Origin of the sequence: Haloferula sp. A504, from assembly GCF_044385805.1 — a bacterium.
Classification (GTDB): domain Bacteria; phylum Verrucomicrobiota; class Verrucomicrobiia; order Verrucomicrobiales; family Akkermansiaceae; genus Haloferula.
The window spans coordinates 1-26,471 of record NZ_JBISBU010000037.1; the positions used below are offsets into that span (position 1 = coordinate 1).

Sequence of the window (26,471 nt, forward strand, 5' to 3'; positions counted from 1 at the left end):
GTCGTCGCCAGGTCTTAGCCCGGCATCCTCCGCAACGAGGGTGCCGGGCTCTTTTGTGCCCTCATCACACCCTTTTCGGAAATTCAGGACTGGAACCCTGTGGTGACCGGTCGAAGCTCTTGCCGCAATGCGTCTGCTCGGCTGGTTCCTGCTGCTGATGGCCCTGATCCTCGGGATCTGGATGGTCTGGGGCGGGTCGTATGAAGAGCGCTTCACGCTGGCCGGTGCGGTTGAAGTGCTGGAGGGTTCCGGCGACTTGGCTTGGTTGTTCGGGTGGGGGCTCCTGGTCTCTGATGTCTTGCTGCCGATTCCTGGAACCGTGGTCATGTCGGCGCTCGGGTGGGTGTATGGCATTTTGCTGGGCGGCCTGTTCGCCGCCATTGGATCATTCATCGCGGGGATGACCGCCTATGGTCTGGGGCGCACGCTCGGACACCGGGGCGCGGTGTTTCTGCTGGGTGAGCGGGATTTCGAGCGGGGACGGAAACTTTTCGAGCACGGGGGTGGATGGCTGGTCTGTCTTTCGCGTGCCCTACCGCTTTTGCCGGAGGCCGTTGCCTGCACCGCCGGGCTCGTCCGCATGCCGTTGAAGCGCTTCATGCTGGCTCTTGCCTGCGGCAGCCTGCCGATGGGTTTCGTGTTTGCCTGGATCGGGGCGACCGGGAAGGACGCACCCCTGCTCGCGATCGTGCTCAGCCTTGCTTTGCCGGTGGTCCTGTGGGCGCTTTCGCGATTGCTCAGCCGCCGTTTGGAGATGAGGGTGGAACAGTCTCATGAGTAGGGGCCTCCCAGTCATCAGGCGATGGACGTGCTTCCTGGCATTGTTGGTCGTCGGCGTTGTCACGGCGGAGGAAGAGAAGTCCAAGTGCCGACTTCGCTTCCTTGCGGTTGGCAATGCACCCCCGTTCCGGCAGGAGGTTCGCGACGGGATTCGTTACGAGCTTCCACCACCTCCCGGCAGCATTCCGCCGAGGGTTCTGCTTCTCGAGCGCGGTGCCGGAGACGATGAATTGGAGGAGTTGGGCAAGGTCGGGCTGAAACTCGGCAGGCTTTCGGGGGAGATCGAGTTTCCGGCGGCGGGCGGCAAGCCCGTCCGTCTCCGGGAGGAGGGCGAGATGGAACCATGGATCGAACTTCCGAAGCCCGGCGCCGGAAGTTATCTGGTGGTGATTCGCCGGGATCCGCAAAGCAGGACCTGGGATCGGGTGCAGACGCAGACGGTTGGTGACGACCTGCCGGCCGGCACGCTTCGGTTCATCAACGCGTCGTCGCAGACCCTGGCGCTGGTGTTGGGTGAAAAGAAGGTCGGACTGACCTCCGGAAAGACCTGGACGACGCGTCTGGCTCCCGGGAAGCCGGCCGGGTTCCAGCTGGGGCTTCCTGCCGAGGGCGGGGGGCTGAAGCGGATTCTGAGCCGGAGCCTCGAGCAGGGACCGAACGAGAAGACCGTGGTGGTCCTGAGCGAGGCGGACCGGCCCGATGCCCGGACCCCCCTCAAGGTCACCGTGATCCGTGAGACGGTTCGGAAGCGGTTGCCCCCCGGGCCGCCGGAGGATTAGACTGAGGTCATGAGCGAGCAGCAATCCGTGGTGGTTAAAGTGTTTCTCTACCAGATCACGCCCCAGATCTGGCGCCGTTTTGAGATCCCCTCCGGCTTTACGTTTGAGAAGTTGAGCCAGACGATCCAGATGGCCATGGGCTGGGAGGACAAGCACCCTCACGAGTTCCGGCATGGCAAGGGCAAGCGGCTGGTTGACGTGATCGGCCCGGTGGGTCTCGAGGACCAGACTCCCGGCGAGTTTCAGGACGAAAAGAAGGTTGCCGTGCAGGATTTCATCGGGCGTCGCCGGTTGCCGATCCGTCTGCTTTACCGCTACGACTTCGCCGAGGACTGGATCCACGAGATCGTCTTCGAGAAGAAGGGGGAAGGGGTCGATGAACCCCGGATGCTGGGTGGCGAGAGGGCTTGCCCGCCGGAGGACTTCGGCGGCGCGTTTCAGTACATGCAGGCCTTGAGCGGTGAGATCGCGTGGGATTATCCCGGCTACGATCCGGAAGCCTTTGATGCCGGCAAGGTGAGCCTCAAGCCGAAGCGGAAACGGAAGTCCCGCTGAGGGAGCGGGCGCTGCGCTGGAAACCGAGCCATGCCCAGAAGAGGGCGTTGCCGGCGATGAGGATCACCAGGCCGGCGATCCAGGTGAAGGTCAGGACCCGGCCGGAGTCCGGGAGCTTCGGCAGGATCGAGATGATCGCCGCGACGAGGCCGACACCGAGTCCCCAGATGATGTGGCGCACCGATTCGCGGAGGATCACCGAGCGCAGGATCCCGGGCGGAATGCCGAGCGTGCGGAGTGTGGCGAACTCGTCGCGCCGCTCGGCCAGATTGCGGGCGGTGAGCAGTCCGAGTCCTGCCGCTCCGAGGACCACCCCGAGCCCGCCGAGCACGTGGAAGATGGCGATGTAGGTGTTCTCGACCGAGTGGAAGGCGGCGAGGCGCTCGGAGGTGGTGGTGATGTTCGCGCCGAGGTCGGTGAAGGCCTGCTGGTAGGCGCGACGGTCGATTTCGAGATCCCCCCGCGTCTGGCCGAGAAACAGCCGATAGCCACCCGAGCCGGGGAAGCGTTTGAGGTAGCTCTCCTCGTCGACAATCAGGCTTCCCTGGAACACGGATCCGGCGAGCGTGCCGACGATCTCGACGGGAAACCCGGCACCGGTGTCGTCGGTGTAGATGATCTCGTCGCCGAGTTTCATCTTGAGGACCCACAGCAGCGTCGTTTCGTCGACGAATGCCCGTAGGGTCTCGCCTCCCTTGAGTGCGGTCCATTCGGCCGGCAGGTCGTCGAGGGTGTTCTTGATCGGGAACCGGCCCGTGAGCTTCGAGACATCGGTGGCCAACAGGCGGGGCCGGGCGACGGCATTGAGGTTGAAGCAGGAGGCGTCGTCACCCATGCCGATGCGGAAGGGAAGCAGCCCGGCCGGCGCGTCGGCCTGCAACTCGAGCCCCTCGGTGTCGGAGCCGCGGTGGACGGGTGAGGTGGTTTCGATCCAGAAGGCGAATCCTCCGGCACCGCTGGACTTGTCCTTCCATTCGTCGCCCCCGTGCTTCTGGAATGCCGCCACCGAAACCACGAGGAAAATGCCGGTGGCCAGAGCGGCGGTGACGACCAGGCTGCGGGTGGGTCGGCGGGCGGTGTTGAGGGTGGCGAGGCCGGCCGGATTGACGGCTTCTTCGGGAAGGAGTTGCCGGGAGCGGAGCCTCCACAGGAAGACGGCCAGCCCGGCGATCAGGAAAGCGAAGCCCGCGAGAAAGAAGGCGCCCTGCGGCCCCATGGTTCCGGATGCGGCCAGTGCCCCGCCGCCGACCATTGCCGAAGCCAGGGCGACCCAGGGCGCCTTGGTTTTGTGATTCCGGATGACTTCTTCCGTGCCGGATTCGAGGCGGATGCCGGCCCCGCGACGGGCCTGGCGGCGTGTGACCAGCCAGATCGTCAACATCACGAGCACGACGAATCCGGCGAGGCCCCCGACCACCGAAAGCGGGTCCATGTGGAAGCGGAACAGACTGCCGCCGCCCGTGCTCCAGATGGTCTCCAGAAACAGCAGCAGCCCGCGGGTGTAGGCGATCGCGAGCAGCAGTCCGAGCCCGCTGCCGAGGGCGACCACGAAGAGGCCTTCGGCGAGCCGCCAGCGAAGAATGAGTCTCGCCGGGATACCGAGGGCGGCGAGCAGGCCGGACTCGTGGTTACGCTGCTCGACGTTGAAGCGGAAGAGCATCGCGGTGAGACCGACGGCCGCGATGATCAGGAAGAACGACATGCTCAGGAACAGACCGGCGATGTCGACCGGCGAGTTGGCCGAGGCGGTCGCCTCGGCGCGGACGTCGCGGATGGTGAGTCCGGCGTCGGAGGGGGCGAGGGCGGCGAGCAGCTCATCCTTCCGTTTGCCGGCGGGGGCGTCCGCCGTGCCGATTCTCAATCCGGTCGAGCTGCCCCAGCGGTTCTGCCAGAGGCGGGCCGCGGCCCGATGGGTGATGAATGCCTTCGGCGTGCCCTTGTGGTCGTCCCAGTAGGTTTCGTCCTCCTCGCGGATGCGGGTGAGGTCGAGGGGCATGCCCGGCGTCCAGTCGGCGTTGTCCTCGGCCTCGGCGATGCCGGGGAAGTCGGGCATCCATTTCCGGTCCGCCGCCAGGCCCTCCAGCGGGACGATGGAGCGGACGGTGAAGGTGGCGGATTCCTCGTCGAGCCGGTTGTTGCTACCAAGCACGTAGTAGCTCAGCGTCACCTCATCGCCGGGCCGGGCGGTCAGATCATCGGCGATCCACGAGTTCAGGACGACCTCGTTGTCCTTGAGGTCGGCCGGCAGGACCGGGCTGGTGTCGATGCCGGCGACCATCGAGTAGGGGGTTTCCTTCCCGTTGGCGGCGATGGTGTTCGCCAGGTAGGTGAGGACGGGCCGCGCCTCGGGGAGGAGCTTGCGAGCCTTGTCGTTGATCGCCGGAGGAAGAAAGACCGCTTCACTCCGGAGTTCGACCGCATCGGCCAGTGGGATGGGCTCCCATTTCAAACCGTAGTCGGCGAGCGACATGGATGCCTTGAGCTTCGCCGGATCGAGCGGCACGGGGGAGAGCAGGAGGTTGGCCTTGCCGGGTCGACCGATCGCATCGGCCAGACGACCGATGGGGAGGAAGAGGGTGGGACTGGGTATCTGCGAGGCCTTCATGCTGAAGCGCCCCATTTCATCGTCGCTGACGATGCGTGAGATCGTTCCGCGCAGGCTCACGAGTTCATCGGAGGTCCCCGAGAGGGGGGCGTCGTGGGAAAGCAGGCCGGGCTCGCGGAAGCGGAGCACGAGGGAATCTCCGGCATCGACATTCAACTGCCGGGCAAGGGCGGCATTGATGGCGAAGTCGCGCTCCGCCAGGCGGAGGGGGTCCATTTCGACCGGGGCAAGGGACCAGAAACGGTCATCGACGCCGAGCAGGTCAACCTGACCCGCCGAGGCCTGACCGGCATCGACCTGGGCCTGGAGTTGGAGGACCGGTGCCGCCTCGAGACGGTCCGCCAGTTCCCGGGTGACGAAGCTCTCGCCTCCCACCAGCACCGATCCGACCTTGCCGATCCGCTGGTCGGCGATCACCCGGAGGGTTTTCTTGACCGAGTCGCCCGCGAACAGGGCCCCGAGCAGCACCATGGCTCCCAGTGCGGCGCCGATGAGGACGCCGAGGTAGGATCCGCGGTAGTGGGCGAGACCGCGGCGGATGAAGGCGAGGGCGGTCATGAAGGAGTGCCGGGTGATCCGTGATCGGTGATCAGCGGGTGGAGTCGGCCGGTCTTGAGTTCGAAGGTCTGCTCCATGCGTTTGGCCAGCCCGTGGTTGTGCGTGACAACGAGCAGGGTGACGTTCTGGTCGCGGTTGACCTCGAGCAGAAGGTCGGCGACCTGGTCGGTGGAGGCCGGGTCGAGGGAGCCGGTGGGCTCGTCGGCGAGAATCAACTTGGGCTGGTTGATCAGCGCACGGGCGACCGCGGTGCGGAGTTTTTCCCCGCCGGAGAGCTGCCAGGGGAGATGGTGAAGGCGCTCCTGCAGACCGACCTTGATGAGCAACTCGGTGGCCCGTTCCTGAGTGGTGGCGGCCGTTTCCTCCCAGTCGCCCGACAGGCGGGGGACGAGCACGTTCTCGAGCACGTTGAGCTGGGGCAGCAGGTGGTGCTGCTGGAAGACGAAGCCGAGCCGGTGGTTGCGGAAGGCGGCCGCGTCGGGCTCGGAGAGCCGGGCGATGTCGAGACCATCGATTTCGATCGCACCGGAGGTCGGTTTGTCGAGGGCGCCGAGGAGGTTGAGCAGGGTGGTCTTGCCGCAGCCGGACGGACCGACGATCGAAGCTGTGGATCCGTCGGCAAGGTCAAGTTCCAGGTCCTTGAGGACCTCGACGGTTTCGCCGGGGGTCTCGTAGGACTTTGAGAGGTTTCGAACGGTGATCATGTCAGTCGAGGATTTGCCAACGTCGGGCTTTGACTTCGAAGGTGGGAAGGGTGCCGGGCTCAACGGCCGCCACCGGGATCCTCAGGCCCAGGGTGGTGCGGAGTTCGTGGGCGAGTTGGTCGGCCGTTGCGGCGATGGCCTCGACCTGAAGGCGCAGCTCGGTCATGGCGGCCCGTCGATCGACTTCGACCCGATACTCGCCGATGCCGTCGATCGAACGGACGATGGCATCGATCGCACCCGGATGGATATTGATGCCGCGGATGACGACCATGTCGTCGGCACGCCCGAGGATGCCGCCCTCGAGGGCGAAGTGCTCGCCGTGGGGAACCGGACGGACGAGGTCGCCGGTGCGGTAGCGGAGCAGGGGGGATCCGTGGCGGCCGAGGGTCGTCAGGACGAGTTCGCCGGTGTCGCCGGACCCGGTGGGGCGGGCGGTTTCGGGATCGATGACCTCGCAGAAGTACGCCTCGTGCCGTAAAAGGAGGAGTTCGGGGTCGCGCTTGTCGCTGACCGAGACCGGGCCGATCTCGGTCATGCCATGATGATCGAAGACCCGGGCCTTCCACGCGGACTCGATCCGTTCGCGCACTTCGGGGATGGAGCCACCGGGTTCTCCGCAGACGACGATCGTTTCGATGCCGAGCGACCCGACGGGTAGTCCGGTGCGTTCCCCGACCCCGACGAGGTGCAGGGCGTAGGTGGGGGTGCAGCAGAGAACGCGGCACTCCGACCGTTGCAGGACATGGAGACGGTTTTCGGAGGAGAGTCCGCCCCCCGGCACCGCGCGGATGCCCATGCGGGTGGCCGCCTCGAAGCCCGCCCAGAAGCCGAGAAAGGGACCGAAGGAAAAGGGGAAGAAGGCGACGTGACCCGGTTCCACCCCGGCCCCGCGCCAGACCCACTCCCAGTTGTCGAGCACCCACGACCAGCCGTCGGGATCGTCGAGCCAGATCAGCGGTTTGCCGCGGGTGCCGCTGGTCTGGTGGAAGCGCGGGTAGCTTTCCAGAGGGAAACTGTGGGTGGTGCCGTAGGGCGGGTGGGCTTCGTGGTCGGCGGCAAGCTCGTCCTTGGTGGTGAAGGGGACCGAGGCGGTGAAGTCGTCGAGCGAGTGGAAGGGACCGCGGCGTTCGCCGAGTTTGGCGTCATAGAATCGGTTCGCCGGGAGAATCGCGGCGAGAAGCTCATTGATGGCTGGGAGCTGCGGGGACACCGGGACTATTTCTCGGAGGCGGCCGTCTCGACCGGTTTGGCGGGCGGGGCGCCGGGGATCGGCTTGAACTTGGTGACCATGTAGGTGCCGGTGGCGGCGATGAGGATGCCGGCGACGAACTGCCAGGGGATGGCGGCGAGGCCGCCTTTCGGCGGGTGCATGGCGATGGAAACGATGGCATTCACGATGGGCGCACCAGCGAAGATGATGGACATCACCGACACGGCGATGATCGCGGGCGGCATTCCGATCTTGGCGCCGGATCCCATGGCGAGCAGCACGCCGAAGGCCCCGAAGGCTCCGAGGGTGCCCGCCAGAAGCGACAGCCACATGCCCTTCGCGGGCATGTTCCAGTCCATGTTCTTCGAGAGCAGCAGCACCACCAGCGGGGCGAGGACGGCAACCAGGAAGTAGGCGATGCCGACGAAGAGGAAGGCCTTGTAGCGGCCGAGTTCTTTGTCGGCCATCCCGGCCTGGCCGGCGTGGAGGAAAATGCCGTACAGCCCCCAGCAGGAGACAGAGATGAGTGCGAAGTAGAGCCAGTTCATGTTTTTCATGGAGTGGGAAGTGATCCGTCGTCGCTCTACGAGCTATGACGGACAAGTCATGGATTCGAGTTTGAGCTTGAGAACTTCGGGGAGGGGGACGGCCTTGATCCCGTCGGCGGTGATGGCGACGTGGGCGGCGGCGATGGAGCCTTCGGCGACGAGGGTCTCATCCTTTGCGACCTCGAAGCGGTAGCGGACGGAGCGCTTGCGGACTTCGTCGATGAAGAGCCGGACGTCGAGCAGGTCGCCGAACCGGGCGGGAGCGCGGTAGTCGCAGGTGGCATGGACCCGCGGCCAGCCGGTTTCAAGGCCGTCGAGCATGCCGTGAAGTTCGTGGTCGAGGCTGCGCAGGAAGGCGTGCTCGCAGGCTTCCATGAAGCGGAAGAAATTCGAGAAGTGCACGATGCCCGCCATGTCGGTTTCGTAGAACTCGACGCGGCGCTGGATTTGGAAGACGGGCTTCATGGCTGGATGGATTGAACCGGAAAGACGCGATCGAGGCAAAGGATGGATGAGGCCGGGTCCGCTGGTGAGGTCAGAGGAGTGGCTGGGCGAGTGCCAGAAAGCGATCCCGCATCGCCTCGACACTATAGGTTTCCCGGGCGGCGCGAAGGGCGTTTTCGCGGTAGGTTGAGAGGCGGGGCTCGTCGTTGAGCAGTTCGTGCCAGGCGGTGGCGAGGGCGACTGGATCATTGGGTTCGCAGAGGACCCCGGCCTGGCTGCTCTCGAGGATTTCGGGAAAGGACGAGGCACGCGGTTTCACCAGTGGCAGGCCGGCGGCGAGTGCCTCGATGGCGTAGAGGCCGAAGGCCTCGTGGTAGGTGGCCGGCACGCTGAATAGCGTCAGGCGGGAGAGGAAGTCGGCCTTGCGGTCGTGGTCGAGGTTGGGCGACCAGGTGACCTGTCCGGCAAGGCCGGCCTGTTTGAGGCGCTGCTTGAGTTCTCGGACGAGTGCCTTGTCACCCTCGGTCTCCGAGCCGGCGATGTGGAGGCGGGCGTCGGGGTGGCGGAGTTCGAGGTGGAGATGGATGAAGGCATCGACCAGAAGCTCGACGCCCTTCGAGCGGATTATGCGGGCGAGGTAGCCGATGGTGGGCGGGGAGATGGAAGATGGTGGATGGTGGATGGTGGATGGAAGCTTCACGCCATTGGGCATGACGGTGATGTTGAGATCGGGTGCTTCCAGGCGTTCCCGGATGAAGCCGGCGTAGTATTGGCTGGGGGCAACGAGCAGGTCGGAGTCGGTGAGGCGCACCTTCATTTCCGCCCAGCAATCGGTCCGGTAGGGCTCGGGCAGACCGTCGAGGAAGCTGTCCTCGCCCTGGAAGGTGGTGATGACCTTGCAGCGGAGCCGTTCCTTGAGGGTGCGGGTGAAGCCGACGAGCAGCGCATTGGAAAGAACGACGATGTCGGGCGGGTTGCGCTCGAGCCAATCGAGGAGCTTGGCGGTTTCCTTGGCGAAGGCGCTGTGCTCCAGGTCGAGCATGGCGAGAGTCATTTCTCCATGTTCGCGGGGCGAGGTCATGTGGCTCCGCTTTGCGGCGGCGCGGAGAAGCCCGGTGCCGTTGAGCAGCCGGTCCAGCCACGCGGGCGAGTGGCGGAACCACTTGATCTTCTGCTGGAGGAAGACGTTGATGCCGCCGAAGAAGATCGGGGTCTCAGGCTGGTCGAGACGGCTTTCGTCGAGCTCAAGCGGGAGATACATCGGCAGCAACGAGACCTCGTGCCCGGCGGCGAGCAGCGACTTCGCGAGGGCGTTGTCGCGCATGCAGGCCCCACAGTAGTAGGAGCCGGTGCCGGGAGTGAGGAAGGCGATGTTCATTTTGGAGAGAATGGGACCGCAAAGACGCGAAGACGCCAAGGCTGGGGTGGATCAGGGAGAGGTGAGCTTCTTCCAGATTTCGCCTTCTTCGGCCTTGAAGTTGGGAAAGGGTGCTTGGCCGTTGCGGCAGATCACGAATCCGACAGACGTTAGATAGGCTTCGGCATTGGCTTGCTGACAAGACTCAATGAGTGCCTCGGTCCAAGGGATATCTGTGCGTTTAAGTTGGCGGATCATCGCGAACTCAGGGTGGGGTTGGTCGTTCTCGCGCACCTTGGTCACAATCGAGACTCCCCTGTATTCCGGATCCGTATCCCTATCCAATTCAATCGCCCTTATGCTCAGGTAATCCATCGCTTCCCAGAGCGTTGTGTCTTCGAAATCGATGACGGGAATGATGATGCGGTCGAGCTTGGCAAGGATGGCATCTCCGGGGTTTGCCGGGCCTTCGCTAATTTCGTGTTCCGACTCGGGAACGGGGGTTGGCTTTGTCCTGTCGCAGGAGCAAAGGGACACTGCGGCGAGAATTGAGAGGATGCCGACAGTGTGGGGGATCATGGCTCCTGGAGGAGAGAGTGGGATTCGGCTGTCTGTGGCATGACCGTCCCGGTCATGATAGGAGCGCGAGGCCGACCGGGAGGCGATCTCCCACTTCGATGATGTTGCTATCGAGGCACTTCATGACCGGGACGGTCATGCCACAGGTAGGTGGTTCAGGCTTGTACGGCAACTCGTCCATAGTCCAAGGGCTCGGGGAGGTCGGCGAGTTCGGCGATGGCTTGGGAAAGGTCGGTGTAGTCCTGGCCGTCGACGTTGCCGATGAGCAGGTCGGTGAGCTTCGGGCGGAGGTCCGGATGCTTGCGGATCAGTTTAGCGAAGCTGAACTGCCGGTCGTAGAAGGCATAGACGATCTTGCGCATCGTCTCGATGTGGCCGCAGAGGTTCTCGCCGTAGTCGGCGAAGGCGGTGGCGCGGGTATCGCCGTTTGTCAGGGCCTCGGCGGTGGCGTCGGCAGCCATCTCGGCGGACTTGAGGGCGAGGAAGACGCCGCTGGAGAAGACCGGATCCAGAAAGGCGAAGGCGTCGCCGACCAGCACCAGCCCATCGCTGGCGCAATGCTCTGCGCGGTACGAATACTCGCCGGCGATCCAGTATTCACCAAACTGCTCGCCCTCGGAGAGGTGCTCCTTGATCCACGCGTTGTTCTCGATTTCCCGGGCGTAGATCTCGGCGGGGTCGCGGGTTTCGCCGGGGCGGTAGAGGTAGTCGCGCTCGGCGACGATGCCCGAGCTGACGACCCCGTTGCGCAGCGGGATGTTCCAGAACCATCCGCCTTCGGGAAGGTAGGCGATGGTGGTGGCCCCTTCGTCGAGACCGGGGTCGCGCTTGGCGTCCTTGAACAGGGTCCAGATCGAGATCTTGTTCAGCATGGGGTCGCGCTTGCGCCAGCCGTGCTTGCGCTGGAAGAGCGCGTCGCGGCCCGTGCAGTCGAGGGTGACCTTGGCGGTGACCTCGAAGGCATCCTCGTCGCCGGTGCGGGCCTTTACGCCAAGCACGCGACCGCTGTCGTCCTTGAGGAAATCCAGGGCCGTGGTGTTCTCGCGGACCTCGGCGCCCTTGTCGCGGGCGTTGTCGAGGAGCATGAGGTCGAAATGCTCGCGCTCGACCTGCCAGGTGGTGGCGGCGGGGTGGTCGAAGTGTTGGAAGAAATAAAAGGGTGCCGAGATGCGGCCGTCGGTGGTGGCGAACTGGACCGACTTCTTCTGCTGATAGCCGATTTCATCCATGCGGTCGGCGACGCCGAGGCGGTCGAGCGTGAACCAGCAGAATGGCATGAGCGACTCGCCGACGTGGTAGCGCGGGAACTGGGTTTTCTCGAGAAGCAGCACGCGGTGGCCCTGCTCCGCGAGGAGCGCGGCGCAGGTGCTGCCGGCAGGGCCACCACCGAGGACGAGGGCGTCGTAATTCATGACTCTCGAATTCTGGAATGGGTTGAGGTGAGGGGAGGATTGGTGAGTTCCGTTCGTAGTTCCGCCTTCAGGCGGTTGCGGTGTTTGGACCGCCTGAAGGCGGAACGACGTACATCACTGGCGGGCTTCATGGGTTCGGCAGGATTTCGAGGATACGGGCGAGGACGCGTCCATCGCCCCAGGACAGGGTATTATAGCGCCCGTAGAGATCCGCGCCACCGGAGGATGCCGGAAAAAGCCGGGCCAGCGGCGCGCGGGGCACGGTGTAAAAGCCCTGAGGGGCGCTGAGGTAGGGAATCCCGGACTCGTTGAGGATGGTGCCGAGCGGGGTTTGTTCATCGACCACCCGTTGCCGCTGCTCGGTGGGAAAGGTGTCGAGGTGCATCACGATGAGTCCGTATTCGACCGGCCTGCCGTCGGCGGCGGTGTCGAGGGTGACTTCGCGGCGGTAGAGGTCGCCGTCCAGGGCGGAGCGCAGGACCGTGAGCGCGATCACGTCGCCGTGGAAGTCGCCCAGCGAGGTGGTCATGTCGCGGTCGTGGACGAGCAGGTCGCGCTGGGGTGACGGCACTTCATCGCCACGCACCCAGCCGAGGTCGACTCCATCGAGGAGCGAGCCCTTGAGGAAGGGGGTGAGTTCGGCGGCGAGGGTGGGGTGGGTCATGGTTTGTGGCTGCGGCTGGAAGCCGCAGAAACAGCCTGCGGCTGGAAGCCGCAGCCACCGTCAGACGAGCTTGTCGGTGACGTGCTGCGGCAGGAAGAAGTCGTGGAGCAGGTTGTCGACGCAGAGCAGGCCGTCGCGGTTGAGGATGATCTCGCCGTCCTCGATGGTGAGCCATCCTTCCTGGCGGAGATTGGCGAGCTGCGGGGCGAACTTTTCGAGGATGTCGACGCCGAACTTTTCCTGGAACGGTGCGGCGGCGACGCGGCCGAGCTTCATCTGCAGGATGAACTGCCGGATCAGCATCTCTTCGGGCGTCGTCTGCAGGGCGCGCTGCACCGGCAGGCGACCGGCATCGAGGGCCGCGTCGTAGTCGTCGATCTCGGTGAGGTTCTGGTAGTGGACGCCCTTGGCGTGCGAGATCGAGGCGACCCCGAGGCCGAGCAGGTCGGCTCCGCCCCAGAGCGCGTCGCGGTAGATGAACTTGGTGCGTTCCGGATCGAGCACGGCGGTGTAGCCGGAGCCGATCGTGTAGCCGGCGGACTCGAGTGCGGCGAAGGCATCCTTGACCCAGCGGCGCTTGGTTTCCCAATCGGCGATCGGGGCGATCAGGCTGCCGCTGGCCTTCATGTCCTTGTAGATGCCGGTGTTGTAGGGCACCTCCATCTGATAGATTGTGACCGAGTCGGGGCGCAGCTCGAGGGTCTTCTCGATGTTGCGTTGCCAGTTTTCCTCGGTTTCCTCAACCATGCCGGCGATGAGATCGATGTTGATCTGGTCGAAGTTCTCGGCCTGGGCACGCTCATAGGCGCGCCAGACTTCCTTGGTCCGGTGGGCGCGGCCGTTGATCTCGAGGATGCGGTCGTCGAAGTTCTCGATGCCGAGCGACAGGCGGGTGACCCCGAGGTCCTTGATCGCGCTGAGCTTGCCGGGATTCAGGGTGCCGGGCTCGCATTCGAAGGCGACCTCCTCGGCCTCGTCCCACGGCAGCAGGGCCTTCATCCGGTCGGTGAGTTCCTTGAGCTGTTTCGCGGAGAGGTAGGAGGGAGTGCCCCCGCCGAAGTAAACGAAGTGCGGCTTGCGGCCCTCGATGAGCGGTTTCTTCGCCATCATCTCCAGCTCGCGCACGGTGCAGTCGAGGTAGTGCTTGATGTCGTCCGCGTTCTTGTCGGTGTAGACCCGGAAGTAGCAGAAGTGGCAGCGCTTCCGGCAGAAGGGGATGTGGTGGTAGAGCCCGAGCGGCGGCGGGTCCCCGTCGTGGGGTGCCGAGTACGCTTGCTCCACCAGGGCCTCCTGGTCTTTCTTCCAGAAGGAGAAGGGCGGGTAGTTCGAGATGAAGTAGTTCCCGGCGCGGGTCGCTTTCTTGGTGGCGGTGTCGGGCATGAGCTTGAGGCTACGGGTGATGGGGTGTCTGGCTTTCGCTGAGGCGGACTGGAATGTCCGCCCGCTCAACGAACCACGAAAACGGTGCCCTCGCCACCGGCAATGATGAGGTGTCCGCCCGCGAAGATCGGGGCGGCGGTGAGTTTTTCGCCGAGATCGAGGCGCCAGAGCTCCTTACCGGATGTCGGATCAAGGGCATAGAGGCGCCCGTCGCTGGAGCCGAAGACGACCGCATCGTCGAAGACAATGGGCGAGGACTCGATGCGGCCGCCGGTGGGAAAGGTCCACGCGCCGGTGCCATCGGCGCGCTTGATCGCGTGCAGCGCCTTGTCGCGACAGCCGATGTAGACGTGATCGTCATCCACCGCCGGGGCGGAGAAGAACGGGAAGTCGTCGCTTTGATAGATCCAGGTCGGCTCGGTGGCGTCGGACTCGGCGGCGACGACCTGATTGGCGTAGTTGGCGGCGTAGAGCGTGTTGCCGGCGGTAGCGATGGAGTCGGTGATCTGCGACTCGGTGGGGATGGCATTCAGCTTTTCGCCGGTCCCGGCGTCGAGCACGTGCAGCACCGTGTCACATCCTCCGAAGGCGAGCTTGCCATCGACGAGTGCCGGGGTGCCGTTGATGTAGTCCTGCGTTTCGTAGGTCCAGAGGACAGTGCCGTCGGCGGGATCGAGGCAGCGGGTGGTGCCGTCGTAGCCGTTGACGACGAGCCGCAGCGAGCCGTCGGGGCCCGGGATCAGGTTGGGCGCGGAGGAGAATTTCTCATTGCCGCCGATGCTCCAGATCTTGTCTCCGGTCTTCAAGTCGAGGGCATGGAAGGATCCATCGCCGGAGCCGACGAAGACGCGGTCCTCATGAATGGCCGGAGCCGCTTCGATGGTGTCCTCGGTCTCGAATTTCCAGAGCAGTTCGTGGGTCTCGAAATCGATGGCGTAGAGGAAGCCCATGACGTCGCCGACGACGATGACGTCCGTGGTGGCCGCGGCTTCGGCGGTGCCGGGGGAATCGAGGGTGAAGGTCCAGGCGACTTCGGGCGAGTGCGGGGCGGGACCGGAAACCCTGCCGGAGAGGGACGGGCCACCCCGGGTGATGGGCCAGGGGGTGGAAGACAGGGTGGTTTCGGTGGCAACAGCTTCCTGAGTGGGAAGCTCGTGGTTGGAGTCGCAAGCGAGGAGCAGTAGAAAGAGACCGGAGCAGGATGCTCCGGAGACGGCCTGCGGCAGGATGCCGCAGCGACCTTCGCGACGCTGGCGCTTCATGACACGGGGGCGGTAAGGGCGGACTCGTAGAGGGAGGTGAGGACCTCCGGGGTGAGTGGCCGCGGGTTGAAACGGCCGGTCCATTGCCCGAAGGCATCGGCCACGAGTTGGGGGATCACATCCGGGGGGACTTCCGCGGGGGGGAGATTCGCGAGCGCGAGGACATGGTCGATCCAGTCGGGAAGGGACTGCCCGAGGTGATGGCTGAGGTCCCCGTACTTGGCCGCGGCGTCGCGACAGCCCATGTTGAAGCGGACGACGTGGGGCAGCATCGTCCATACGGCGAGGCCGTGGGGCAGATTGTAGCGGGCGGTGAGCGGGTTGGCGGTGGCGTGGGCCGCGCCCAGCATGCTGTTCTCAATCGCGGATCCGGCCATTGCCGCGCCAAGCAGGAGCTGGGCGCGGTCGCAGTCGGAGGGAGTGCCGGTCAGCAGGCTCTCGATCGAGTCGGACAGCAACTTGAATGCCTGGCGGGAATAGGCGGAGGAAACCGGGTTGTGCTTGGTGCTGACCGCCGACTCGATCGCGTGGGACAGCGCGTCGAGCGCTGCGAGCGTGGCGACGAATTCAGGCTGCGACGCGGTCAGTTCGGGATCGAGCAGGGCGATGCGGGCGAGTGCCTTGGGGTCGCCGCAGGCCATTTTTTCATGGGTCCCGTCGCGGGCGAGGACGGTGTAGGACTGGCATTCGCTGCCGGTTCCGGCGGTGGTCGGCACGGCGATGAAGGGCAGCATCGGCGCGGTGGCGTGACCGTAGCCATGGAAGTCGCTCATCCGCTTGTCCGGATGGCTCAGCAGGAAGTTGCAGCCCTTGGCGGTGTCGAGGCTGCTGCCGCCGCCGAGACCGATGATGAGGTCGGGCCGGACCCTCGCGGCGAAGTCGCGGCATTCGGCGACGTCGCTTTCGGTGGGATTGACCTGGCTTTCCTCGAAGACATCCGGGCGGAGCCCCGCGTTTCCCAGCAGGGTCGCGGCACGCTCGACATGGCCGGCGGCGACGATGCCGGGATCGGTGATGATCAGGGGTTTCGACGCGCCCAGCGCACGCACGCACTCGGGCAGCTCGGCGAGGCGGCCGGGCCCGAAGAGCAGGCGGGGGCAGGGTCGGGTGTCGAAGTTCATGCGAATGGCCGCTGAGCGGCAGTGACGAGTGCCAAGTGAGAAGTGGAAAGTGCCTGGAGTCTAGACGGTGGCCACGTTCCCCTGGATGGCGCGGCGGTGGTAGAGGAACTCGAAGAGGTTGCCTTCGTGGGGTTGCTCCCACTGGACGCGGTTGGTCGGGAAGGGACCGAGGTTGAGGCGCTCGATGTCGGGGCTGAGCAGGAGCTGGTGGATGAAATCCTGGTCCTCGGTGAAGGCGCTGACGACGAGGGTTTGACCGATGTTTCCGAGCATTGCCGCCTGCGGCATCTCGACGATGCTGGCGTAGGGGAACATGAACTCGGTGTTGGCCAGAGGATGGTCGGGGTCGCTGCAGGCGACGAGGGTGGGCTGGAGGTAGACCTGATCGAAGGCCTCGATCTTGCGTGGTCCCTCGCGGTGGCGGGCGGTGAAGTCCTCGGCACCGGGCTCCTTGAGGTGGGCGGTGATGAGGTCGTCGATGCCGTCGGCCAGGGCGGAGTTGGCAAAGCCGCAGAGCAGCGCGCATTCGTGGTCGCGGGGCAGCGGCGTGATCTTCGCCAGCTCGGCGGCGAGGGCGTCGGCGATCGCATCGCGATGGCGCGGCACGAGGATCGCGGAGGTGTTGATGCACGAGCGGCCGCCGTTGGCGGAAATCGACTCGACGAGCACCGGGAGAAATTCCTCCCAGCGATCGATCATGTCCTCGCCGATGAGAATTTTCGAGCGGCCGGTACCGTGGACCGAGACGCTCGGGTAGGCGGCGTATTTCTGCACCGTGGCATCGGAGCCAAAGGAGATCCCGCGGCCGCAGCAGGTGACGATGGTGTCGCCCCCTTCGTGGGTGGTCGGATAGTAGCCGAAGGCCTCCTTCGGGAAGCCGGCGGCGATCATCGCCTGGACGATGCGCAGAGGGGTGAAGGGATCTTCGCGGCCGGGCTTGAGCATCACCGGGATCTTCATCACCGGAGCCGGGATCCAGAGCGAGTTGACCGCCGGGGCGTTGCTCGGCAGCGAGACGCCGAGGGAGTTGGTGGTCGGGTAGTAGTTGACCGAAAGGTCATCGAGCCGCGTCAGGCCGGCGTCGAAGATCTCGAGCGGCATGCCGCGGGTGAGACCACCGATGACGGTGCGCACCTGCGACATGGCGGCGTGAACCTTGGTCATGTTCATCCGCACCAGGCTGTGGGGCAGGCGGGTGAGCGCGGAAAGGGCTTCGACGTAGCCATCGGGCGACTGGGTCGTGTCGCCGCAGGGGAGCTCGGCATGCAGGAACAATTCCGCGGCCTCCTCGCAGAAACCCGCGAGCGTGTCGGCGGGGATGGCGTCGAGGGTGGCCTTGGCTTCACCGATGCGCAGCAGGTCGCGACGGATCAGTCCCGGGTTGGCGGTGTGGGTGACGGCCACTTGCCCGCCGCCGAGGTCGAGGTCGACGCGGTCGCAGGACTCGTAGGTCCGGCCGAGGCGGAGGATGGGAAGGTGCATGGGAATTGATCAGTGAGCGGTGATCAGTGTTAGATTCAATAGACCCCCTCGATGACGGTCTTGGTGCCGGACTGGAAGGGGCGGACGTCGCCGACGCCGTCCCAGGGGAATTCGTCGCAGGGTTGGCGGCGGATGGCTTCGTCGCGTTCGAGGAAGCGGGGCATGAAGAACTCCTTGGTCAGGGTGGTGAGCTCGACGCGGCCGTAATCGCCGTAGTCCATGAGGCGGTCGGTGTTTTCCGGATCGACGATGCGCAGGACGGCTCGCGGCTGCGGGGCGTGATAGGTCAGGCTGTATTCGCCGGGGGCGCGCTTCTTCGAGATGGCCAGGCCCATGAGGGTGTTGCCGTAGGTCGGGGCGAAGTTGATCCTGCCCTCGAGCACCTCCTCCTCGATGAAGCGGACATACTGGGGAGTCATGGTGGTACCGCCGGCGAAGACCCCGCGGATGCCGGCGTCGACCAGCGACATGCGCTCGGCGAGGCTCTCGAGCAGCTTGGGCGTGGTGAAGAGGCAGCCGATGTCGCGGTGGCGAATGATGGTGGCGGCCTGGTCGATGACGTGTTCCTGGTAGGCCTTGGCCATGCGCATCTCGCCCATGCCGATGAGGCGCTTCACCCAGCGCGGGTCGAGATCGATGAAGTAGCAGGCGCCGCCGCGGAGGTTGGCGAGGTGCTCGATGGCGAGGCGCAGGCGCCGCGGTCCGGTCGGGCCGACCATCAGCCAGTTGGCACCCTGCGGGAAGAAGTCGGGCCCGTAGTGCTCGGAGAATTCGGTGTAGTCGGTCTTGTAGTCGTCCCAGCCGATCCGCTGCTTGGGCATGCCGGTGGTGCCGCCGGTTTCGAAGACGTTGTAGGGCCGGCCCTCGAAGGCTTTCGGGATGAAACGGGCCGGATCCTCCTTGCGCAGGATCTCGTCGTCGAAGTGGGGAAACTGGAGGAGCTGGTCGAAGCTCTCGATGGCGAGCGGGTCGAAATCAAGCGTCCGGGCCTGCTCGAGCCAGTACGGGCAGCCGGTGTCGGGCGAGAAATGCCAGCGGACGATTTCCCGGACGTGGGCGTCGAGGGCATCGGCGGCGGCTTCGGGGGTGGCGGGGCGGTCGGGCATGGCAATGGTCGGACAGGTAAGACGGATGGGGTATCCCGCAAGTGGTGTCAGCCGGGAGGGACCGACCTCCTTCAGGGGAAAAATCTCGCGACGCTCTCGGCGGACGGGGGTTTGGTGGCGAGGGAGACGCCGATCATGGCGACGGCCCCCGCCAGCCAGCAGATGGCGACGGGCATGATGCCGCCGAAGACGGTGAACTCGCCGCCAAATCCGGACATGGCGAAGAAGATGAACCAGCTGCCGGCGGTGGCGATGACGCTGGCGTAGGCGCCGGCCTTGGTGGCGCGCCGCCAGTAAAGGGCGGCGAGCACCAGCGGGGTGAGCGCGGCAAAACCGGAGAAACACCAGACCGCGAGGTCGAAGACGTTCTTGTCGAAGAGGAGCAGGGAGAGCAGGTAGGTCAGGGCGACGATGCCGACGATGAAGCCCCGCGCGATGAACATGATCTGCTTGTCGCTGAACTGGCGCTTCGAACCGTGGAGAACGATGTCGTTGGTGAACATCGTGCCGAGACAGAGGAACTGGGAGTCCAGCGAAGACATGATCGCCGCGAGGATGCCGGCGGTGACGAGCCCGACGATGACCGGGTCCTTGACGAGGATGCCGATCATTTTTGCCAGCACCGCGCCGGGGGTGGCGTCGGGCGGAAGGACCCCGGTGGCCCAGATGCCGATGAGCACGCAGGGCACCCAGACGATGGCGATGCAGATCGGGTGGGCGACGACCGTGAGCTTGAAGGACTTCGCGCTGCGCGCGGTCAGCCAGTGCTGGAACAGGTGGGGAAACATCCCGACGCTCAGTGGGATGAACATGTAGGTCAGGAAGGTGACGGGCGAGACGCCGGCGTGGCCGCTTTCCGTGCGGACGAGGTGGCTCGCCTTGGCCTGCTCGATGGCCGGGCCGAGGCCGCCGAGCTTGTTGGAGATCATGGTGAAGGCGAGGATGCCCATCGCCATGAAGACGAGGGTCTGGAAGGTGTTGGCCCATGCCGCCGCACGGGATCCGCCGGCAAAAACGTAGCCGAGGACCACCAGGCAGATCACCGCACCGGTGATCCACGGCGGAATGGCACCGTTGGTCGCTTCGAAGAGTTCGGGAAAGAGACCGGGCTTGGGACCCTTGGGGCCGGTGAGGCCCATCATGGTCTTGCCCGCGCCGATCACCCCGATCAGCAGGTAGGGGATGACCAGCAGGACGAGGATGGGGAAAAGCAGGTAGCCGAAGCCGTTCGACTCGAAGCGCCCGCGGAAGAACTGGATCTGGGTGACGAAGCCGTGGCGCTTGCCGATGGCCCAGAGGCGGATGCCGATGACGAAGAAGCACGCGGCGTGGATGAGGCCGGAAGACGAGGCCATCAGCCCGTAGGTCCCGACGCCGAGCTCGAAGGCCTTGCCGGTGGAGCCGACCAGCGCGAAGGCGGTCATGGTCGTGCCGAAGACCGACATCAGCAGCATGAACGGCCCGATCGAACGGCTGGCCACGAAGTAGTCGGCACTGGTTCCCCGGAAGAATTTCTTCGACCCGAGCGCGAAGATCAGCAGCAGCCCGAGGTAGGCGAGGATGATGTAGATGGGAGTCATGAAGTGCCGAGTGAGCGGTGATCAGTGATCAGTGGACTCATCCGAGCCTTCCGCCCACTTCTCCAGGTTCGAGGGCCAGGCGAAGCGGGTGACCAGCGCCCAGAAAACGGCGGCGGTCAGCGAGTAGCCGGCGTGGTAGGCGAGGCCGACCGGGAGGAAGCCGAAGACAAGATCCGCGTTGTCCCAGTTCCACACGTCCTGATGCAGGATGGCAAGGACGATGAAGACGATCGTGGCGACGAGGACGGCGGGTTTCATGCTTGCGGGATTGATGCGCGATTGATGTGGCCCGGGTTTTGTGGCTCGGGTTCCGCGACCCCCTGAAGGGGGAACTACCAACAATGGTGGCGGGCTTTTGTTGGGAACTTGGACCTTATTCCTTGGAACTTCCGATCGCGAAGAGGTGGGTCATGGTGGCGATGTAGAGAACATCATTGGCGACGACCGGCGAACTGTAGATGGATGCCTCGAAGGAACCGGTGCCGAGCTTCTTCAGTTCCTTGTCGGCGGCGAAGATGTGCAGTTCGCCGTCTTCGGTCGGGAGGTACACCTTGCCGTCGGCAACCAGGGTGGAACCCCAGATGCGGCTCAGGGTTTCATACTTCCAGTGGTGTTCGCCGGTTGCGGCGTCGAGGCAGTGGAGGTCGCCGTCGTATTCCGCCTGGAAGATGAGTCCACCGGCAATGCTCGGGGTGGAAATCGAGCGGCCGACGTCGCCGAAGCGCCAGATCTCGCCATCCTTGGTGATGTCGCCCGACTTGGTCGGGTCGATGCAGGTCAGCATGCCGAGCCCGTCGCCGTGCTCGGGGTCCTGACCGATCACGGCGTAGACCCTTCCGTCGTGGATCACGGTGGTGGCGATCACCTCACTGGGCCCGCGGAAGGTGGCATACTTGATCGGCTCGCCATCCTTCATCCGGTAGTTGGGCGGATTGCAGTCGAAGCGCCAGAGTTCCTTGAGGATGTCGAGATCCTCCTCCTCATCGAAGACCGGCTCGGGGTCGTAGGCGTAGGCCCAGCCGTCTCCACCGCCCCAGACGATGATGTCCTTGTCGCCGGCCTTGCCGTAGGCGGGCGAACTCCAGCTGGCGTGCAGGACGCGCTCGGAAACACCGGAGATCTCCTCGCCGAGGAGCTTGCCGGTGTTCTTGTCGAGGACGCAGAGCGAGGGGGCGAGGGGAGCGGGGATGTTGGTGTGGGACCAGTCGACGCCATTGGACGTCGCCGTGTAGAGCTTGTCGCCGACGATGAGCGGCGAGCAGGAGGAGACGTTGTGCGGGAAAGTGCCGAGTTCCTCGCGCATGTCGTAGATCCAGAGGATGTCGGCGTGCCCCTTGTCGGGATCGACCGGCTTCGCGGGGTCGGCGGTCATGTACTTCACCTCGTCCTTGAACGGGCCGTCGTTGCCGTTGGTCATGCCGTTCAGGTCGAGGCAGACGACCTCGCCGCGGTTGCTGATGACCCACGCGCGGTCGCCTTCGATCACGGGCGAGGAGCAAAGCCCGACGTATTCCCAGTCGCTGACCTTGCCCGCGCCGAGCTTGGGAATGATGAGCTGCCAGAGGAACTCGCCGGTCTTCTCGTCGAAGCACATCAGGACGCCACGGTCGCCGGTCTGGTCGGGATCGCGTGGCGATTCGTTGTTGGTGCCGACGAGGATCTTGCCGCTCCCGACGACCGGATTGCCGTAGGTCTGGGAGCCGAGTTTCGCCGCCCACAGGACGTTCTTGGCCGACGAAAGGTCGACCTTCTCGGTATCGGGATCGATGTTGCCGATCTCAATTTCCGTCGGGAGGTTCTTCGCGTCGCCGACCATGTTGCGGGACGGTTGGCCGCCCCACATCGGCCAGTCCTGGGCGAGCAGCGGGGTGGCGAGGGAGAGGAGAATGAGGGTGGTTTTCATGACTTCCAATTACTTCTTCGTGATCTTGATGTTGTCGATGTAAACGCGCTTCTGGGACTGTGGTGAGAAGGCGAAGACGGCCGGGGCACCGTGCGGGTGGCAGTGCTTGACCGGGACCGAAAGGGTCCAATCGGCCGGTTCGTCCTCGTCGCGGGGCCACGCCTTGGCATGGACCGTGCCGGTGCCGTCGTCGTTGCGCTCGACCCAGCTCTTCAGGCGATACCAGGTGTTGGGCTTGATGCGGAACTTGGTGGAGGCGCGGACACGGTCGTAGTTCGAGGAAACCTCGAGCACCTGCGAGTTGCCGACGAGATTGACGAGGTAGCGCTGATTGACGAAGCCGACCGTCGACATGATGCGGCGGTTGCCGTCGGTCATGACGTCGCCTTCGAGGACGTAGTCGTTCATGTCGACCGCGCCGAAGAAGTTCATCGTCCGCTGGAAGAGGACATTGTCGAGGCGGTTGGCGAGGACCTTGGAGCCGTCGCGTTCGAGCACGTGCCACTTGATGCGGGCCCCGAGCCACGGAAGCGGCGGAAAGTTCACGGCCTCGTCCGGGTCGGTCTCGCTCTTCATCGTCAGCTCGACGTCCTCGAAGTCGGCCTCGTAGCCGTAGCCGGCGACGACGCGTCCGCGGGTGGTGGCGGAGAGATCGCCGACGGTGGCCTTGAAGGCACCGGCGGAGAGTTTGGCGTCTTCGGCCGCTTTGAGGGTCGATCCTTCGAATGTGGCGTCCACCTTGGCCTTCACCATGGCGGTGGGGGGGATGAAGGCTTCCCATGTTTCCGGGGTGACCTCCTTCACGCGGTGCCCGGCGGCATTCAGTCCGAACACGGTGAAGGACTGCGAGTCTCCCGGCTTGAGGGCGAATTCGGCCGGGACGATCTGGAGCTGGGTGATGGTGTCGTCCGGCTTGGACCCGGGCTCCGGATCGCCTGAAGCCGCCGCTACAACGTACGAACCCTCGGCCGGTCCCCAGCAGTGGAGGCGTTCCTTGGTGATCAGGTAAACCTTGCCGGCCCAGATGGCGGGGGCGCCGAGGCAGGCTTCCTCGAACTTGTGCTCGTAGAGGTGCTCGGCCTTGTCGTCGCCCGGCTTGAGGACGTAGAAGGCACCGTCGAACATCGGCACGTAGAGTTTCCCGTCGCCGTAGGTCGGCGAGGCGTGGATCTGGTCGGGCGCGAGCTTCTCAGACCACAGCGTCTTGCCGCTGTCGGCGTCGATGCAGAGCAGCTCGCCGGTCGCGATGGTGGAAAAGACCCTGCCATCGGCGAGGATGGGCGAGGAGGTGAAGGCGACCGGGTCGTTGTTGCGCCAGACCTCCGCTTCGGGGCCGAGGACGAGTTGTTCGTCGGGATACTCGGTCGGGAGCTGGAGGCAGACCATGCGGCCCTTGGTCGAGGCGTCGGTGTTTTCCTTGCCGTGGACGGCGATCAGCTTGTCTTCGCCGTGAAGCAGGACCTGCGCGTTCACGCCGCCCTGCGAGAGCAGGAAGCGCCAGACGGGTTCTCCGGTGTGGGCGTTGACGCAGACGACGTGGCCGCAGCCGGTGCCTGCGTAGAAGACATCGCGCCCGTCGAGTTTTCCGAAGACGGGCATGGAGAAGGCGCTGTCGACCGGGCGCAGGCCGGGACTCGAGTACCAGACGAGTTCGCCGGTCTTCTTGTCGAAGGCGTAGAAGCGGTCCTGGGCCGGACCGTTGGTGCCCCAATTGGCGGTGACGCAGTGGAAGATGACGAGGTGCTGGAAGATCGCGGCGGAACCGGTGCGCCCGTTGGGAAAGGTGAGGCGCCCGAGTTCCTCCATCAGCGAGCGCTCCCACAAGGGCTCGCCATCGCGGGTGAAGGCGACGCAACGACCGTTGGAGAGTTGGAGATAGACGTTGCCGGTCTCGGGATCGACGATCGGCGAGCCGATGCCGTAGCGGCTGTAAACGATGTCGCTGATGTAGTCGGAGAACTGCTTTTCCCATTTCTTCTCGCCGTTGACCGCATCGAGACAGACGAGCTTTTCCCGCACCTCCTCGCCGGTGCCGCCGGTGAAGCCGAAGGCGTAGAGCAGGCCGTCGGCGATGACCGGGGTGCCGGCGCCCTTGAGCTCGTAGGTCCAGAGTTCGCCACCGGGCTCGGTTTTCGCGGGCAGCCCGGATTCGAGTGAAGCCCCGGTCTGGAGCGGGCCGCGCCAGCTGGTCCAGCCGGTGACACCGGCGGCGAGCGGCAGGGCGAGGGTGAGGGAGAGGAGGAGTGGGCGCATGAGGCGGGACTGTAAGGGGTTTGTGGAAGTTTGCAACGGGTGGACTGAGATCGGGATGGCCCGGACTGTGCGGCTCTGGTTGTGGGCTCCGGCAGTGCGGCCCCCTAAAGGGGGAACTACGAGCTGAGGTGGCGGATGCTTTAGAATGTCGTGCGGATCCGGGCACCGAAGAGCTGGGGATCGCCGGGGGCCCCGGCGAAGACCTGCGGGTTGATGAAGGTGTAGTATTCCTCGTCGAGCAGGTTGCGGCCGAAGAGGGCCACCGAAAAGTGCTCGGTTTCGTAGCCGATCTCGGCATCCCACACGATCCACGCGTCTTGCGCAAAGGTGGTGGTATTGGCGGCATCGTAGCGGGTCGGACCGGCGACGCGGGCCGAGGTCTGGGCGTAGAAGCCGCAGTCGAAGCGGTAGCGGATGCCGGCGCTGCCGGTGTATTCCGGGACGAAGGGGACCTTGTTGCCGTTGTTGAGGGTAGCGGTGAAGGGGTCGAAGTAAGAGTCAAACTCCGCATCCGTGTAGCCGAAGCTGGCGCGCACGGTGAGGCGGTCGATGGGTGCCCAGGCGGCATCGAGTTCGATGCCCTTCGAGGTGACCTCGTCGGCATTGAAGACGATGAAGTCGGTCGAAAACGGGCTGATGCCCTGGTTGAACTGGTAGTCGTCGATCTGGTCCCAGAAGGCGCGGAGGCCGACCCGCAGCTTTTGTTCCGGGTTGTCGTACTGCAGTCCGATCTCGTTCGACCAGTTGGTCTCGCGCTTGAACTCCGCATTGGCGGGGGCGTCGGCGTAGGCCGACCAGCCGCCCGGCTTGTTGCCGATGCTGGTGCGGACGAAGGCGTCGAGGGTGGGATGCACTTCGTAGGTGAGGCCGAGGACCGGCGAGACGAACCACTCGTCGCGGTCGCCGCGGACGATGTCGTCGCCCGGGATGGGATCGCGCTGCAGGCGGTCGATTTCCGAGCTGTGGTAGTCGAGCCGCAGGCCGGCATCGAGGGTGAAGCGTTCGGCGAAGTCCCAGCTCAGGTTGCCGAAGGTGGCGAGGTTGAGCTGCTCGATGTCGAACCAGGTTGTTTCGACAAAGCCGGGGAAAAGCTGTCGGGCGGCGGTGCCGGAGTTGTCGGTCCACATCTGGAAAAGCCCGACGCGCCAGCGGAAGGCCTCCTCCTCCGGGGAGGAAAACCGGACTTCATTCGAAAACAGGTCCTGGGTCTGGACGATGTTCGAGCGGAGGTCGGCGAAGCCGTTGCCGGGGTTTGGGAAGCTCAGGTCGAGGTCGACGGTCGAGGGGTCGAGGTCCCAGGTCTGGAAGCTGTGGATGGTTTCGAGAGTGCCGGCATCGAAGTCCTTCCGCGAGTGCAGCGAGAGCTGGTAACGGTCGAGCCGGGTGATCCCGGGGTTGTCCGAGGTCACGGTGAAGGGATCCGGGCTGAAGAGGGACGAAAGCCGCTGGGTGCCGTCGTCGACCTGCTCGGCGAAGAACCGCAGCCTCAGCTCGAAGTCGTCGGACGGATTCCAGAACAGGTTGATCAGCCCGCCGGTGGATTCGCGGTCGTCGAACTCACCTCCCAGCAGGGCGTTGCGGATGAAGCCGTCGCGCTGGCTGTGGAAAAGCTGGGCCGAGTACGAGAGGTCGCCACCGAGCGGGCCGGACGAGCTGAGGCCGAGGCCGATGTGGTCGTAGGAGCCATACTCGGCGGTGAAGGAGGTGCGGTGGATGTCGCCTGGGCGCGGGGTGAACATCTCGACCATGCCGGCGGCACCATTGCGGCCGAAGTAAGGCCCCTGGGGGCCGCGATGGACCCGCACTTCGGCGAGTTCCAGAAGTTCGGACGGATAGGTGTAGGCGTCGCCGAGCGGCAGATCATCAATCGTCAGGCCGAGGGCCGGCGGACCGAAGAAAAGCGTATTCGTCGAGCCCCGCATGGCGACGACGGAGCCGTAGCCGCGGGAGTCGGGCGAGACGACGTGGAAGCCGGGAACCAGCCCTGACAGATCCGAGAAGCTCTGGGACTGGAAAAGGTCGAGCGAATCGCGGGACAGCACGCTGACGGCGGCGATTTCGTCCTCGATGCGCTCGGCATCGACGATGGTGGGATCGAGGGTTTCCACCGCTTGGGCGGGCAGGATGGCGGACAGGGCGAGGAGTGTGATGCCTTTCATGTTCGGAAGCCGGGAGTCTGAACAGGG

General features: G+C 65.0%; 22 protein-coding genes. 3 read left to right on the forward strand and 19 right to left on the reverse strand.

Going from position 1 to position 26,471, the window contains the following annotated elements; genetic code table 11:
* The first annotated feature begins 127 nt into the window (after positions 1-127).
* Genes ACG2LG_RS15770 through ACG2LG_RS15780 form a run of 3 tightly spaced genes read left to right on the forward strand, consistent with a single transcriptional unit; the run spans position 128 to position 2,114 of the window.
* On the forward strand, positions 128-781 hold the full coding sequence (locus ACG2LG_RS15770; protein WP_396260558.1) for a TVP38/TMEM64 family protein: 654 nt from the start codon (positions 128-130) through the stop codon (positions 779-781).
* On the forward strand, positions 774-1,559 hold the full coding sequence (locus ACG2LG_RS15775) for a hypothetical protein (RefSeq protein WP_396260560.1): 786 nt from the start codon (positions 774-776) through the stop codon (positions 1,557-1,559). Before ACG2LG_RS15770 ends, ACG2LG_RS15775 begins: the two co-directional genes overlap by 8 nt.
* A 9-nt stretch (positions 1,560-1,568) precedes the next feature.
* Positions 1,569-2,114, forward strand: a complete 546-nt coding sequence (locus ACG2LG_RS15780) for a plasmid pRiA4b ORF-3 family protein (RefSeq protein WP_396260562.1) — start codon at positions 1,569-1,571, stop codon at positions 2,112-2,114.
* Here ACG2LG_RS15780 and ACG2LG_RS15785 read toward each other — a convergent pair.
* From ACG2LG_RS15785 to ACG2LG_RS15875, 19 genes are all read right to left on the reverse strand, one after another.
* Positions 2,083-5,277 (reverse strand): FtsX-like permease family protein, encoded by a 3,195-nt coding sequence (locus ACG2LG_RS15785; RefSeq protein WP_396260564.1) that lies wholly within the window; start codon positions 5,275-5,277, stop codon positions 2,083-2,085. The two genes, ACG2LG_RS15780 and ACG2LG_RS15785, sit on opposite strands and share 32 nt — an antisense overlap.
* A complete protein-coding gene (locus tag ACG2LG_RS15790) occupies positions 5,274-5,981 on the reverse strand; it encodes an ABC transporter ATP-binding protein (RefSeq protein ID WP_396260566.1) in 708 nt (235 codons plus the stop codon). Before ACG2LG_RS15790 ends, ACG2LG_RS15785 begins: the two co-directional genes overlap by 4 nt.
* A 1-nt stretch (position 5,982) precedes the next feature.
* Positions 5,983-7,194 carry a phenylacetate--CoA ligase family protein gene (locus tag ACG2LG_RS15795; protein WP_396260568.1) on the reverse strand — a complete coding sequence of 404 codons (1,212 nt, stop codon included), beginning with the start codon at positions 7,192-7,194 and terminating at the stop codon, positions 5,983-5,985.
* Positions 7,195-7,199: 5 nt separating this feature from the next.
* Entirely contained in the window at positions 7,200-7,751 is a 552-nt protein-coding gene (locus tag ACG2LG_RS15800) for a hypothetical protein (RefSeq protein WP_396260570.1), read from the reverse strand.
* Between the two features lie 33 nt (positions 7,752-7,784).
* A complete protein-coding gene (locus ACG2LG_RS15805; protein ID WP_396260572.1) occupies positions 7,785-8,207 on the reverse strand; it encodes an acyl-CoA thioesterase in 423 nt (140 codons plus the stop codon).
* Positions 8,208-8,277: 70 nt separating this feature from the next.
* Positions 8,278-9,564, reverse strand: a complete 1,287-nt coding sequence (locus tag ACG2LG_RS15810; RefSeq protein WP_396260574.1) for a glycosyltransferase family 4 protein — start codon at positions 9,562-9,564, stop codon at positions 8,278-8,280.
* Between the two features lie 51 nt (positions 9,565-9,615).
* Entirely contained in the window at positions 9,616-10,122 is a 507-nt protein-coding gene (locus ACG2LG_RS15815; RefSeq protein ID WP_396260576.1) for a hypothetical protein, read from the reverse strand.
* A gap of 155 nt (positions 10,123-10,277) precedes the next feature.
* Positions 10,278-11,534 carry an NAD(P)/FAD-dependent oxidoreductase gene (locus tag ACG2LG_RS15820; protein WP_396260578.1) on the reverse strand — a complete coding sequence of 419 codons (1,257 nt, stop codon included), beginning with the start codon at positions 11,532-11,534 and terminating at the stop codon, positions 10,278-10,280.
* A 127-nt stretch (positions 11,535-11,661) separates the two neighbouring features.
* Positions 11,662-12,198 (reverse strand): hypothetical protein, encoded by a 537-nt coding sequence (locus tag ACG2LG_RS15825; protein WP_396260579.1) that lies wholly within the window; start codon positions 12,196-12,198, stop codon positions 11,662-11,664.
* A 60-nt stretch (positions 12,199-12,258) separates the two neighbouring features.
* Positions 12,259-13,578: a coproporphyrinogen-III oxidase family protein gene (locus tag ACG2LG_RS15830; RefSeq protein WP_396260581.1), complete on the reverse strand. Its 1,320-nt coding sequence runs from the start codon at positions 13,576-13,578 to the stop codon at positions 12,259-12,261.
* Between the two features lie 65 nt (positions 13,579-13,643).
* A complete protein-coding gene (locus ACG2LG_RS15835) occupies positions 13,644-14,840 on the reverse strand; it encodes a PQQ-binding-like beta-propeller repeat protein (protein ID WP_396260583.1) in 1,197 nt (398 codons plus the stop codon).
* Positions 14,837-15,961 (reverse strand): iron-containing alcohol dehydrogenase, encoded by a 1,125-nt coding sequence (locus tag ACG2LG_RS15840; RefSeq protein WP_396260584.1) that lies wholly within the window; start codon positions 15,959-15,961, stop codon positions 14,837-14,839. Before ACG2LG_RS15840 ends, ACG2LG_RS15835 begins: the two co-directional genes overlap by 4 nt.
* A 60-nt stretch (positions 15,962-16,021) precedes the next feature.
* On the reverse strand, positions 16,022-17,443 hold the full coding sequence (locus ACG2LG_RS15845) for an aldehyde dehydrogenase family protein (RefSeq protein WP_396260585.1): 1,422 nt from the start codon (positions 17,441-17,443) through the stop codon (positions 16,022-16,024).
* A gap of 35 nt (positions 17,444-17,478) precedes the next feature.
* Complete coding sequence (locus tag ACG2LG_RS15850) at positions 17,479-18,549, reverse strand: hypothetical protein (RefSeq protein WP_396260587.1); 1,071 nt, start codon at positions 18,547-18,549, stop codon at positions 17,479-17,481.
* A gap of 71 nt (positions 18,550-18,620) precedes the next feature.
* Positions 18,621-20,129, reverse strand: a complete 1,509-nt coding sequence (locus ACG2LG_RS15855; RefSeq protein ID WP_396260589.1) for a sodium:solute symporter — start codon at positions 20,127-20,129, stop codon at positions 18,621-18,623.
* A 21-nt stretch (positions 20,130-20,150) separates the two neighbouring features.
* Positions 20,151-20,387, reverse strand: coding sequence for a DUF3311 domain-containing protein (locus ACG2LG_RS15860; RefSeq protein WP_396260590.1), 237 nt, complete (start codon positions 20,385-20,387; stop codon positions 20,151-20,153).
* A gap of 115 nt (positions 20,388-20,502) precedes the next feature.
* Complete coding sequence (locus ACG2LG_RS15865) at positions 20,503-22,032, reverse strand: PQQ-binding-like beta-propeller repeat protein (RefSeq protein WP_396260591.1); 1,530 nt, start codon at positions 22,030-22,032, stop codon at positions 20,503-20,505.
* A gap of 9 nt (positions 22,033-22,041) precedes the next feature.
* Positions 22,042-24,285, reverse strand: a complete 2,244-nt coding sequence (locus ACG2LG_RS15870) for a PQQ-binding-like beta-propeller repeat protein (RefSeq protein ID WP_396260593.1) — start codon at positions 24,283-24,285, stop codon at positions 22,042-22,044.
* Between the two features lie 140 nt (positions 24,286-24,425).
* Positions 24,426-26,444 (reverse strand): TonB-dependent receptor, encoded by a 2,019-nt coding sequence (locus ACG2LG_RS15875; RefSeq protein ID WP_396260595.1) that lies wholly within the window; start codon positions 26,442-26,444, stop codon positions 24,426-24,428.
* Positions 26,445-26,471: the final 27 nt, after the last annotated feature.